General features: G+C 70.6%; 11 protein-coding genes. 1 reads left to right on the forward strand and 10 read right to left on the reverse strand.

Annotation, left to right across the window (positions count from 1 at the left end; genetic code table 11):
• Positions 1-71: 71 nt before the first annotated feature.
• Both lspA and ACF1CT_RS15740 read right to left on the reverse strand, forming a co-directional pair.
• A complete protein-coding gene (gene lspA, locus ACF1CT_RS15735; protein WP_391784370.1) occupies positions 72-695 on the reverse strand; it encodes a signal peptidase II in 624 nt (207 codons plus the stop codon).
• Between the two features lie 58 nt (positions 696-753).
• Entirely contained in the window at positions 754-1,542 is a 789-nt protein-coding gene (locus ACF1CT_RS15740; protein WP_391784371.1) for a TraR/DksA family transcriptional regulator, read from the reverse strand.
• A 547-nt stretch (positions 1,543-2,089) separates the two neighbouring features.
• Between ACF1CT_RS15740 and ileS the strand changes: the two genes are divergently transcribed.
• The gene (gene ileS, locus ACF1CT_RS15745) at positions 2,090-5,248 is read left to right on the forward strand and encodes an isoleucine--tRNA ligase (RefSeq protein WP_391784372.1); all 3,159 of its coding nucleotides are present in this window, start codon (positions 2,090-2,092) and stop codon (positions 5,246-5,248) included.
• A 182-nt stretch (positions 5,249-5,430) separates the two neighbouring features.
• Here ileS and ACF1CT_RS15750 read toward each other — a convergent pair whose 3' ends face one another.
• The 8 genes from ACF1CT_RS15750 to murG form a co-directional block, all read right to left on the reverse strand.
• Positions 5,431-6,594 carry a DivIVA domain-containing protein gene (locus ACF1CT_RS15750; RefSeq protein WP_391784373.1) on the reverse strand — a complete coding sequence of 388 codons (1,164 nt, stop codon included), beginning with the start codon at positions 6,592-6,594 and terminating at the stop codon, positions 5,431-5,433.
• Between the two features lie 49 nt (positions 6,595-6,643).
• Positions 6,644-6,928, reverse strand: a complete 285-nt coding sequence (locus tag ACF1CT_RS15755) for a YggT family protein (RefSeq protein WP_073788809.1) — start codon at positions 6,926-6,928, stop codon at positions 6,644-6,646.
• 69 nt (positions 6,929-6,997) lie between these two features.
• On the reverse strand, positions 6,998-7,621 hold the full coding sequence (locus ACF1CT_RS15760) for a cell division protein SepF (RefSeq protein ID WP_391784374.1): 624 nt from the start codon (positions 7,619-7,621) through the stop codon (positions 6,998-7,000).
• Between the two features lie 126 nt (positions 7,622-7,747).
• Entirely contained in the window at positions 7,748-8,467 is a 720-nt protein-coding gene (locus tag ACF1CT_RS15765; RefSeq protein ID WP_391784375.1) for a YggS family pyridoxal phosphate-dependent enzyme, read from the reverse strand.
• Between the two features lie 3 nt (positions 8,468-8,470).
• A complete protein-coding gene (gene pgeF, locus ACF1CT_RS15770) occupies positions 8,471-9,232 on the reverse strand; it encodes a peptidoglycan editing factor PgeF (RefSeq protein ID WP_391784376.1) in 762 nt (253 codons plus the stop codon).
• Positions 9,229-10,440 (reverse strand): cell division protein FtsZ, encoded by a 1,212-nt coding sequence (ftsZ, locus tag ACF1CT_RS15775; RefSeq protein WP_391784377.1) that lies wholly within the window; start codon positions 10,438-10,440, stop codon positions 9,229-9,231. Before ftsZ ends, pgeF begins: the two co-directional genes overlap by 4 nt.
• 277 nt (positions 10,441-10,717) lie before the next feature.
• Entirely contained in the window at positions 10,718-11,515 is a 798-nt protein-coding gene (locus ACF1CT_RS15780; RefSeq protein ID WP_391784378.1) for a cell division protein FtsQ/DivIB, read from the reverse strand.
• Between the two features lie 50 nt (positions 11,516-11,565).
• Positions 11,566-12,660, reverse strand: a complete 1,095-nt coding sequence (murG, locus tag ACF1CT_RS15785) for an undecaprenyldiphospho-muramoylpentapeptide beta-N-acetylglucosaminyltransferase (protein ID WP_391784379.1) — start codon at positions 12,658-12,660, stop codon at positions 11,566-11,568.
• Between the last annotated feature and the right edge of the window lies 1 nt (position 12,661).

Here is a 12,661-nt window from a genome sequence, read left to right on the forward strand (position 1 = left end):
CGAGTATGCCTTGCGGCCGCCGGTCCTCGTGCACGGTCGGTCCCCGCGCACGGTCAGCCCTTGCGCAGGGGTCAGTCCTTGTGCACGGTGCCGTCGGGGTCCAGGCCCCGGAAGGAGAGGAGCACGATGAGGATGCCGCCGCAGACGATCGCGGAGTCGGCGAGGTTGAAGACGGCGAAGTGCTCGACCGAGATGAAGTCCACCACCGCGCCCCGGAAGAAGCCGGGCGCGCGGAGGAGGCGGTCGGTGAGGTTGCCGAGCGCCCCGCCGAGCAGCAGGCCGAGCGCGATCGCCCACGGCAGGCTGTAGAGCTTGCGGGCCAGCCGGGCGATCACCACGATCACCGTCGCCGCGATGGCGGTGAAGACGATCGTGTACGCCTCGCCGAAGCTGAAGGCGGCGCCCGAGTTGCGGATCACGTCGAATCTGAGCCAGGTACCGATGGCCTCGATCGGCTGGTGGTGCTCCAGCTTCGCGACCACGACCAGCTTGCTGACCAGGTCCAGCAGATAGGCGACGACGGCCACGCCGAAGAGCGCCGCGATCTTCCGCCTGCCCGTGCCGGCCGTCGCCCCGGACGCCTCGTCGGCCGTCCCGTCGGCCGGGTTCCCGGTCCGGTCCCCGGGCCCCTCCCCCTCGGTCCCCTCAGCATCGGGGATGTCCGGCGTACCGATGATGCGCTCCGCCTCTGCCACGTGAGTCCCTCAACCTAGGTTCCTGACTGAGGACGAGGGTACGACACGCCTCGGCGGATCAGCCGCGTCGCTCCTGCTTCTGTTTGTCCTCGACGCAGAGAGTGGCGCGGGGGAACGCCTGCATCCGCGCCTTGCCGATCGGTTTGCCGCAGACCTCGCACAGCCCGTACGTGCCGGCGTCGAGCCGGGCCAGCGCCCGCTCGGTCTGGTCCAGCATCTCCCGGGCGTTGGCGGCGAGCGCCATCTCGTGCTCCCGGGTGATGTTCTTGGTCCCGGTGTCCGCCTCGTCGTCGCCCGCCCCGTCGCCGGAATCGCGCATCAGCCCGGCGAGCGCGGCACCCGCGGACTCCAGTTCGCTGCGCAACCGCGTGATCTCGCCGCTCAGGGCGGCCCGCGCCTCGTCGACCTCCTCCGGGGTCCAGGGGTCCTCGCCCGGCCGGACCGCCAGCTCGCCCGGAACGGTCGTGGCGACCCCGCCGCCCGACGCGGCGGGTGCCGCCCCCTCGTCGGCCCTGCGGGTCCTGGCCCTGCTCTTCTTGGCTACCACCGTGTGGGCTCCCGTCTGCTCGGCGGACTCGGCCGCCTCCGTGGCCGCCGGGGCGGCCTTCTTCGAAGCCTTCCTGGCCGCGCTCTTCCTCGCGGGGGCCTTGCGGGCCGGTGCCGCGGCCCTCGCCCCCGAAGCCCTCTTCCCCGTGGACGTCCCGGCCGCGGCCTCCTCCGCCGCTTCGGCCGCCGAGCCCGTCCCGGCGCCGCTCTCCATACCCTCCTGCGGACCCGCGCTCCCCGCCACCGCACCCTTGGATCTCGCCGACGCCGTCTTCTTCGCGGCGGACTTCTTCGCCACCATGGCCGCGGCCCCTTCACATATTGTGATCTTGCACGCGAATCGTGCTGGGACGATAAATCGACACCGGCCCCGCGGCAACGGGGCACGCCGCCCGTCCACGCACGCCCGCACCCGTGCGCCGACCCGCCCCAATCCGTTGTGCCCAGCTCACCGGCCGGTAATCCGGCTCCCGGCACCCCGGCGGCCGTATCCGGACCGCCCCGTTCCCGTCTGTCCATTCGGGTCACCCCGGCGCCGCGCGATATATCGGTCGGCCGACGTCCGTACGGGCCCGTACACTGGCCTGAGCGAGAGGCGTGGATGGGACGAGTAGCGTCGTACGCGGCCAGGAGCGACCCGGGGACGGTGGAAGCCCGGGGGCGAGCGCGTCGTGAAGATCACCCGGAGCCGCCGGAAGAACGCCCCAGGGCAAGTAGAACCGGTATCGCGACCCCAATGAGGGGGCCACGGGCGCACACCCGGGGCCAAGGAGGGTGGTACCGCGGGAGTCGACGAGACTCTCGTCCCTCCGACGGAAGTGGAAATCGTCCGCCGGAGGAAGTCCCCCATGACATCGCCGCAGTACCGCCAGGTGCCCGCCCAGGTCGACCTGCCCGCGCTGGAGCACGCCGTGCTCGATCTCTGGCGCGAGAACAAGATCTTCGCCAAGACCCTCGAACAGTCCGAGGGCCGCCCGGAGTGGGTCTTCTACGAGGGCCCGCCCACCGCGAACGGCATGCCGGGCGCCCACCACATCGAGGCCCGCGTCTTCAAGGACGTCTTCCCCCGCTTCCGCACCATGCGGGGCTACCACGTCGGCCGCAAGGCCGGCTGGGACTGCCACGGGCTGCCGGTCGAGCTCGCGGTGGAGAAGGAGCTGGGCTTCAACGGCAAGAACGACATCGAGGCGTACGGCATCGCCGAGTTCAACGCCAAGTGCCGGGAGTCGGTGACCCGCCACACCGACGCCTTCACGGAGCTCACGACCCGGATGGGCTACTGGGTCGACCTCGACGACGCCTACCGCACGATGGACCCCGAGTACGTCGAGTCGGTGTGGTGGTCGCTGAAGGAGATCTTCAAGAAGGGCCTGCTGGTCCAGGACCACCGCGTCGCCCCCTGGTGCCCCCGCTGCGGGACCGGCCTGTCCGACCACGAGCTGGCACAGGGGTACGAGACGGTCGTCGACCCGTCGGTCTTCGTCCGCTTCCCCCTCACCTCCGGCCCGCTGGCCGGCGACGCCGCGCTGCTGGTCTGGACGACCACCCCCTGGACCCTGGTCTCCAACACCGCCGTCGCCGCCCATCCCGACGTCACCTACGTCGTCGCCACCGACGGCGAGGAGAAGCTCGTCGTCGCGCAGCCGCTCGTCGAGAAGGCTCTCGGCGAGGGCTGGGAGACGACCGGGCAGACCTTCACCGGCCGCGAGATGGAGCGCTGGACGTACGAGCGCCCGTTCGACCTCGTCGACTTCCCGAGCGAGGCGCACTACGTCGTCAACGCCGAGTACGTGACGACCGAGGACGGTACGGGTCTGGTCCACCAGTCCCCCGCCTTCGGCGCCGACGACCTCCTGGTCTGCAAGGCGTACGGCCTCCCGGTCGTGAACCCGGTCCGCCCGGACGGCACCTTCGAGGAGGACCTGCCGCTGGTCGGCGGCGTCTTCTTCAAGAAGGCCGACGAGACGCTCACCGAGGACCTGGCCACCCGCGGCAGGCTCTTCCGGCACGTCCCGTACGAGCACAGCTACCCGCACTGCTGGCGCTGCCACACCGCACTGCTCTACTACGCGCAGCCCTCCTGGTACATCCGCACCACCGCGGTCAAGGACCGGCTGCTCGCGGAGAACGAGAAGACCAACTGGTTCCCGGACTCGGTCAAGCACGGCCGCTTCGGCGACTGGCTGAACAACAACGTCGACTGGGCGCTGTCCCGCAACCGCTACTGGGGCACCCCGCTGCCGATCTGGCGCTGCGAGGACGGCCACCTCACCTGTGTCGGCTCGCGTGCGGAGCTCGGTGAGCTCACCGGCGCCGACCTCTCCGGGCTCGACCCGCACCGCCCGTTCATCGACGAGATCACGTTCACCTGTTCGCACGAGAACTGCCAGCTGGAGGCGTACCGCGTCCCCGAGGTCATCGACGCCTGGTACGACTCGGGCTCGATGCCGTTCGCCCAGTGGGGCTACCCGTACAAGAACAAGGAGATCTTCGAGGCCCGCTACCCGGCGCAGTTCATCTCGGAGGCCATCGACCAGACCCGCGGCTGGTTCTACACGCTGATGGCGGTCGGCACCCTGGTCTTCGACAAGTCGTCCTACGAGAACGTGGTCTGCCTGGGCCACATCCTCGCCGAGGACGGCCGCAAGATGTCCAAGCACCTCGGGAACATCCTCCAGCCGATCCCGCTCATGGACCAGCACGGCGCCGACGCGGTGCGCTGGTTCATGGCGGCCGGCGGCTCCCCCTGGGCGGCCCGCCGCGTCGGTCACAACACCATCCAGGAAGTCGTCCGCAAGACGCTGCTGACGTACTGGAACACGGTCGCCTTCCAGGCCCTGTACGCCCGGACGTCGAACTGGGCACCGTCCGCGGCCGACCCGGCCCCGGCGGACCGCACGGTCCTGGACCGCTGGCTGCTGAGCGAACTGAACGCACTGGTGGACCAGATCACGCAGGCCCTGGAGGGGTACGACACCCAGCGCGCCGGCAAGCTGCTGTCCGCCTTCGTCGACGACCTGTCCAACTGGTACGTCCGCCGCTCGCGCCGCCGGTTCTGGCAGGGCGACAGCGCGGCGCTGCGCACGCTGCACGAGGTCGTCGAGACGGTGACCCGGCTGATGGCCCCGCTCACCCCGTTCATCACCGAACGGGTCTGGCAGGACCTGGTCGTTCCGGTCACCCCGGACGCCCCCGAGTCGGTCCACCTCTCGACCTGGCCCGAGGCGGACCTGTCGGCGATCGACCCGTCGCTCTCCACGCAGATGGCGCTGGTGCGGCGCCTTGTCGAACTGGGCCGGGCCACCCGTGCCGAGTCGGGCGTCAAGACCCGTCAGCCGCTGTCCCGGGCCCTGGTCGCGGCGTCCGGCTTCGAGTCGCTCCCGCCCGAACTGCGCGCCCAGATCACGGAGGAGCTGAACGTCTCCTCGCTCGCCTCGCTCTCCGAGGTCGGTGGCTCGCTGGTCGACACCACGGCGAAGGCCAACTTCCGCGCGCTCGGCAAGCGCTTCGGCAAGGGGGTCCAGGCGGTCGCGAAGGCGGTCGCGAACGCCGACGCGGCGGCGCTCTCGCTGGCTCTGCGCGACGGCACGGCGACGGTCGAGGTGGACGGCGAGACCGTCGCCCTCGCCCCCGACGAGGTGATCATCACCGAGACCCCGCGCGAGGGCTGGTCGGTCGCGTCCGACTCGGGCGCGACGGTCGCCCTGGACCTGGAGATCACCCCGGAACTGCGCCGCGCGGGCCTCGCCCGTGACGCGATCCGGCTCATCCAGGAGGCCCGCAAGAACAGCGGCCTGGACGTCGCCGACCGCATCGCCGTCCGCTGGACGTCGGCCGACGCCGCCACGGTGGACGCGCTGACCGAGCATGCCGCCCTGATCGCGGACGAGGTCCTCGCGCTCGACTACGCGCAGGGCGAGGCCGACCCCGCCTACGGCGCCCCGTTCGAGGACGAGGGCCTGGCCCTGACGTTCCGCCTCCGCAAGACGGAGCACACCGTGCGGTGACCGGAACGCGTCACACGGAGGCCCGCCCCGGACAGATCCTGTTCCGGGGCGGGCCTCCGCCATGTTCCCCCATCGGTTCCGGCCACGACCACGGCCACGGGAAAAGGGCCGGGCCCCGGGGAAGTCCCCGGGGCCCGGCCCTCAGCCTGCCGACGGCTACGCGCTCATCGCGCGCACCCGGCTCAGTTGTCGTCCTCGTCGATGAGGAAGCCGCGCATCGGCGAAGGTGCCTGCTGCATCGGCTGCGGCGCCTGCGGGCGCACCGGCGCCATCGGCTGGGTCATCGCCGGCGACATCTGCTGCTGGCCGCCGTACGAGGGCCCACCGCCCATGGACGGGTTGCCGCCCATCGGCTGGCTGCCGTGGTTGCCGTGGTTGCCGCCCATGCTGTGCCCCATGGCACCCGCGCCGGCCGGGGCCAGCGACGGAGAGGGGGACGGCGGGAGCGAGGCGGCCGCCGGGGTCCGCGGCGGGGCGAGCGAGTCGTCCGCCTGCGTCTCCAGCTGACGCAGCTGGCTCTCCAGGTACGACTTCAGGCGGGTGCGGTACTCGCGCTCGAAGCCGCGCAGGTCCTCGACCTTGCGCTCCAGCGTCGCGCGGGCCGACTCCAGCGAGCCCATCGCCACACGGTGCTTCTCCTGCGCGTCCCGCTCCAGCGCGTCCGCCTTGGCCCGCGCGTCGCGCTCCAGGCCCTCGGCGCGGCTGCGGGCCTCGCCGACGATCTTGTTGGCCTCGGAACGGGCCTCCGCGATCGCCTGGTCGGCGGTCTGCTGCGCGAGGGAGAGGACACGGGCGGCGCTGTCGCCACCGGGGCCCTGGCCGGGCTGCTGCATCTGCGGCGGCGGCTGCATCTGCTGCATCTGCTGCTGCGGGGCGTGACCGCCCATCGGACCGCCCATCGAGCCGCCCATCGGGCCGCCCATGGGGCCGCCCTGCATCGGGCCGGGGCCGTGCGGGCCCTGCGGACCGGGGCCGTGCTGACCCTGGGGGCCAGGACCATGACCACTGGGACCGGCGGGCAGCTGCGGAGCACCACCGGGCAGCTGGGGGGGACCCATCTGCGGGGGCTGCTGCTGGACCGGCGGACCCGATATGGCGGCGGGCACGGGAGCCCCCGGCCGGTCCTGCGGCTCCGGCTTGCGCATCGCCTGCTGCTGCTGGTTCTGCGCGGCGGCACGCGTGGCGGCGGCCAGCTTGGCGCGCAGGTCCTCGTTCTCACGGAGCAGGCGGTTCAGCTCGGCCTCGACCTCGTCGAGGAAGGCATCCACCTCGTCCTCGTCGTAGCCTTCTCGGAGGCGGACGGTAGTGAACTGCTTGTTCCGCACATCCTCGGGGGTCAGCGGCATCTCTTCTTCACCTCTACGTAGTCGTCGGCAGTCGGCAAGACCGTATCGCTCACAACCCGATCACGATGCCTCTCAGGATGAAAACGATGATCATCAGAACGAAGAAGGACAGGTCGAGTGCCACGCCCCCGAGACGCAGCGGCGGGATGAACCGCCGCAGAAGCTTGAGCGGTGGATCGGTGACCGTATAAGTGGCCTCGAGTATGACGACCATCGGCTTGCCTGGCTGCCATGAACGTGCGAACTGGAAGACGTAGTCCATGACCAGCCGGAAGATCAGCACGATGAGGAAACACGTCAACGCGATATAGACAACCTGCAGTGCGACGCCCATCCCGCGTTTCCCTCTCCCCTGGCTCTCTGGCTCCGGCCTCGCGGCCGGGTCGTTCCCGGTGTCGTGTTCTCAGCTCTGGTTGAAGAATCCGCCCTCAGCGATGCGGGCCTTGTCCTCCGCCGTGACATCGACGTTAGCAGGCGACAACAGGAACACCTTCTGCGTCACGCGCTCAATGCTGCCATGGAGACCGAAGACGAGTCCTGCGGCAAAGTCGACAAGTCGCTTCGCGTCCGTATCGTCCATCTCCGTGAGATTCATGATCACCGGAGTGCCCTCACGGAAGTGTTCCCCGATGGTACGGGCCTCGTTGTAGGTCCTGGGGTGCAGTGTGGTGATGCGGTACGGCTCCCGCTCGGACACGACCTTGGGCATGATCACCGGTGCGTTCTTCTCCATGTTCGGGCGTTCAGGTGTGATGGATGCCACGGGGGCGATTCGGGCGGGTCGCTCCCTTTCCGCCGGGATCTGAACCGGCTCCCGCTGTGCGGGAGGCTGCACCGCTCGTACCGGTTCGTCCCGCTCGCGCTCACGTTCCCGCTCGACCTGATGCGCGGGCTGGTGCCGCCGCCGGTCCCGCTCGGGCTCCGGCTCGGGTTCGAATTCGTCGTCGGGGTCGAACCCCGGACCGTCGTACCCATCGTCCTCCACGAGGCCGAGGTAGACCGCCATCTTGCGCATCGCGCCGGCCATGCTCTGCATCCTCCGCTCTGTGGTGGATCGGCATCTGTCACCAAGTGCCCCGCGATCCACTGTGGCCTGCCCGCCATCGGCGGGATTGACCATATTTTCTGCTGTGGTCCGACTCGCTTGGCGACGTTACCCGAGCCTCGGTCGGACTCCGAGTACCGCCGTACCGACGCGTACATGTGTCGCTCCGGCCGCGATCGCGTCCTCAAGGTCCGAACTCATCCCCGCGGACACCATGTTCGCAGCCGGATGGTTCGCGCGCAGGCGGGATGAGAATTCCATCAGCCGACCGAAGGCGGCGCGTTGGCGTCCGGCATACGGTCCGGCGAGCGGTGCGACGGTCATCAGACCGTCGAGCCGCAGTCCGGGCGCGGACTCGACCGCGGCGGCCAACTCCTCGATCCCGTCCGGCGCGACGCCGCCCCGCTCCCCCCGCTCACCGCTCTCCGCGTCGAGTGCGACCTGGACGAGGCAGCCGAGTTCGCGGCCCTCACGCGAGGCCGCCGCCGACAGAGCGTTGACCAGTCGAATCCGGTCGATCGACTGCACAACATCGGCATAACTCGTCACAGAACGAACCTTGTTCGTCTGCAATTGACCGACAAAGTGCCATGTGAGCGACAGATCCGCACATTCGGCAGCCTTCGGCGCGGCGTCCTGGTCACGGTTCTCCGCGACGTGGCGCACACCGAGTTCGTGCAGAATCCGCACATCGCTCGCAGGGTAGGTCTTGGTGACCACGATGAGGGTCACGTCCTCCCGCGCACGGCCGGCGGCGTCGCAGGCCGAGGCGATGCGCTCCTCCACCCGTGCCAGGTTCCCGGCGAGTTGAGCCCTACGGTCCGTCATGCCCTATCCGTCCAGCCAGACATATCCGGCGAGCCGCCCGGTGGTGCGGTCGCGGCGGTACGAGAAGTGATCGCCCGATTCGAGGGTGCAGACCGGCGAGGCCTGCCGGTCCGTCACCCCGAGGGCCCGGAGCTGGGCGTGGACCCCGGCGGTGACGTCCACGGCCGGGGTGCCCCAGCTCGTCTCGGACCAGGAGGCCGGGACGGCCTCTGCCACCTCGGCCCTCATCCCGGACGGGACTTCGTAGCACCGCCCGCAGACGGCCGGCCCGGTACGGGCGACGATCCGGGAGACCTCGGCGCCGAGCGCGACCATGGCCTCGACCGTGGCGGGGACGACTCCGGCGACCAGGCCGGGGCGGCCGGCGTGCGCGGCCGCCGCGACCCCGGCGACGGGATCGGCGAGCAGTACGGGGGTGCAGTCGGCGGTGAGCACGGCGAGCGGGAGTCCGCGCCGCGCGGTCACCACGGCGTCGACGGCGGGAATCCGCGAGGCGTCCTCCCAGGGGCCGTCGACGACGGCGACGTCCCGCCCGTGCACCTGGTTCATCCAGACGACACGCGCCGGATCCAGGCCCAGGGCCCCGGCGGCGCGCCCCCGATTGGCCAGAACGGCGGCCGGGTCGTCGCCGACCGCGCCGCCGAGGTTGAGCTCCTCGTACGGGGCGGCGCTCACTCCGCCCCACCTGTCGGTGAAGGCGAAGTGCGCGTGGCCCCCCGAGGTTTCCGAGGGCTCCCCCGGAACCGGGTGGTGCGGGACTATCACTTCAGGAAGTCCGGAACATCCAGCTCTTCGACCTGCGAGTCCTGGTAGGGGCGGGCCGGCGGGATGTGCGGCGCGGTGACCGGGGGCAGGTGCGACTCGGCGACCGGGACGGACTCGGCCGGGGCCTTGGGCTCGTCGCGCGGGGGCACGGAGCCCAGTCCGCCGTTCTGGCGCACCGGTTCGGCGGGCCGGACCGGCGACGTCGTCTCCTCGCGCTTGGCGGAGCTCGCGCCCAGCACGTTCTCACGACGGGCCGGCGGCTGTCCGCCGTCGAAGCCCGCCGCGATCACGGTGACCCGCACCTCGTCGCCCAGCGCGTCGTCGATGACCGCGCCGAAGATGATGTTCGCCTCGGGGTGTGCCGCCTCGCTCACCAGCTGGGCGGCCTCGTTGATCTCGAAGAGACCGAGGTCGCTGCCGCCGGAGATGGAGAGCAGGACGCCTCGGGCGCCGTCGATGGACGCCTCCAGGAGCGGCGAGGAGATCGCCATCTCCGCGGCGGCCACCGCGCGGTCGTCGCCCCGGGCCGAGCCGATGCCCATGAGTGCCGATCCCGCCTCGGACATGACCGACTTGACGTCGGCGAAGTCGAGATTGATCAGACCGGGCGTGGTGATCAGGTCGGTGATTCCCTGCACGCCCGAGAGCAGCACCTGGTCGGCCGACTTGAACGCGTCGAGCACGCTGACCTGCCGGTCCGAGATGGACAGCAGACGGTCGTTGGGGATGACGATGAGGGTGTCGACCTCTTCGCGGAGTTCGGCGATGCCGTCCTCCGCCTGGTTCGCACGCCGCCGGCCCTCGAAGGTGAACGGGCGGGTGACCACACCGATCGTCAGGGCGCCCAGCGAGCGGGCGATGTTGGCGACGACGGGTGCGCCGCCGGTGCCGGTGCCGCCGCCCTCTCCTGCGGTGACGAAGACCATGTCGGCCCCCTTGAGGACCTCCTCGATCTCCTCCCGGTGGTCCTCTGCCGCCTTGCGACCGACGGCCGGGTTGGCCCCGGCGCCGAGGCCGCGGGTGAGTTCACGGCCGACGTCGAGCTTGACGTCGGCGTCGCTCATCAACAGGGCTTGCGCATCCGTGTTGATCGCGATGAACTCGACGCCCTTGAGGCCGACCTCGATCATTCGGTTGATGGCATTGACACCACCGCCGCCGACACCGATGACCTTGATGACTGCGAGGTAGTTCTGCGGTGCTGCCACGTCGAAGGCCTCTCGCCTCGAGTTACGTGTCGTCGCTTCGCGGTGTTCCCGCCGCGACGACGGATGCCGATTGGGGCGGTCCGAAACGCCGACCCAAACCCTAACGTTGAAGTTTAGGGTTACCAGTGTGTCTGCTTCATGGACTCTTCCGAACAGGACACTAAGTCGACAAGTGGCGCGCGTTCAACGAACACGCCGAACCTCCCGTTTTTCTTTTCACCCTATGTGATCACCCGTAGCGATGACCAACCAGGGTGCTGGCCAGGCCAGATGTTCGTCAACCACCCGACGCCGCAGGGGCGGTGGGGGCACTCACGTCGAAGTGCCCCGCTTTGGGCGCCGTTTTCATCAGAGCGGTGAGGACCTTCGCCTTCACCGGCCCGTCCTCACCACTGCCCCAGTTCACCGTGCGCCCCCGGGTGAGTTCCAGGGAGATCGAGTCGTACGAGGTGACCCGCACGACTTCGGTGTCCCTGGCGACGCGGTCCGGAAGCCCGCCCGCCACCCGGACCGCCTCCCGGACCAGCCGGGCACTGCCGAAGCGTCGCAGACTCGCCGACCGGTCGGGGGTCAGCACCAGGAGCGGCACCCGTCCGGGCGAGGTGTCCACGGTCGCGAAACGGACGCCCTTCGCGTCCACTTCGACGAACTTCGTGCCCTTTTTCATCAAGAGGACCGGTTTCCGTTCGGTCACCTTAAGTCCGATTCCGTGCGGCCATGACCGTACGACATCCACGGAGTCGATACGAGGCACCTTCCGGAGCAACCGGTCGGCGATGGCGTCGGTGTCCACGGAGACGAGCGGGGCATCGATCGGCACCGACGCGGCGGCCTCCACCTCCGCCGGGGTCAGCACGTCGACGCCGGTCGTCTCGACCTGTTCGACCCGGAGCCAGGAGGAGCCGTAGAGCACCCAGACCGTGCCCGAACCGAGCAGCAGCACCAGCACACCGATCAGGATCAGCTGCCTGCGGCCGAGTCGTCGGCGCCCCTCGGGCCGGGGGCGCGGCGGGCGGGCCGGGGCGTCCTCCCGCTGGGGTGCAGCACCGCGCTGGGCGGTCGTCGGTCCGGCCACGCTCGCTCCTTATGCCGGTTCCGGGGGCGACGCCCCCGGAACCGCCCGCCTCACGCGCCTCGGCGTGCGGCGATCGCCTCGTACACCATGCCGACGAGCAGGTCGTCGGCGTCCCGGCGGCCGAACTCGGCCGCGGCGCGGGACATCTCGTACAGCCGGTGCGGATCCGCGAGCACCGGCAGGACGTTGCCCTGCACCCACTCGGGGGTGAGCGCCGCGTCGTCCACCAGCAGACCGCCGCCCGCGTTCACCACCGGCTGGGCGTTGAGCCGCTGCTCGCCGTTGCCGATGGGCAGCGGTACGTACGCGGCCGGGAGCCCGACGGCCGAGAGTTCGGCGACGGTCATCGCGCCCGCGCGGCAGAGCATCATGTCGGCCGCCGCGTACGCGAGGTCCATCCGGTCCACGTACGGTACCGGGATGTACGGGGGCATCCCGGGCATGTTGTCGATGCGCGGCATTTCGTTCTTCGGCCCGACGACGTGCAGGATCTGGATCCCGGAACGCTGGAGCAGCGGGGCGACCCGCTGGACCACCTCGTTGAGATGGCGCGCGCCCTGCGAACCGCCGGACACCAGCAGGGTCGGCAGGTTGGGGTCCAGGCCGAAGGCGGCACGCGCCTCGGGGCGGGCCCTGGCGCGGTCCAGGGTCGCGATGGTGCGGCGCAGCGGGATGCCGATGTAGCGGGCGCCTCGGAGCTTGCTGTCGGGGGTGGAGACGGCGACCCCGTGCGCGTACCGCGAGCCGATCTTGTTGGCCAGTCCCGGCCGGGCGTTGGCCTCGTGGACGACGATCGGCACACCGGCCCGCTTGGCGGCGAGGTAGCCCGGCAGGGCGACGTAGCCGCCGAAGCCGACCACGCAGTCCGCGCCGGTGCGCTCCAGGACCTGCTCGGCGGCCTTGATGGTGCCGCGCAGTCGTCCCGGGACGGTGATCAGCTCCGGAGTGGGCTTGCGCGGCAGCGGCACGGCAGGGATCAGGGCGAGTTCGTACCCCCGCTCGGGTACGAGCCTGGTCTCGAGTCCGCGCTCCGTGCCGAGGGCAGTGATCCCCACGGTCGGGTCCTGCCTGCGCAGGGCGTCCGCGAGGGCGAGCGCGGGCTCGATGTGGCCGGCGGTCCCCCCGCCGGCGAGTACGACATGCACC

This window comes from Streptomyces sp. NPDC014734, from assembly GCF_043083325.1.
GTDB lineage: Bacteria > Actinomycetota > Actinomycetes > Streptomycetales > Streptomycetaceae > Streptomyces.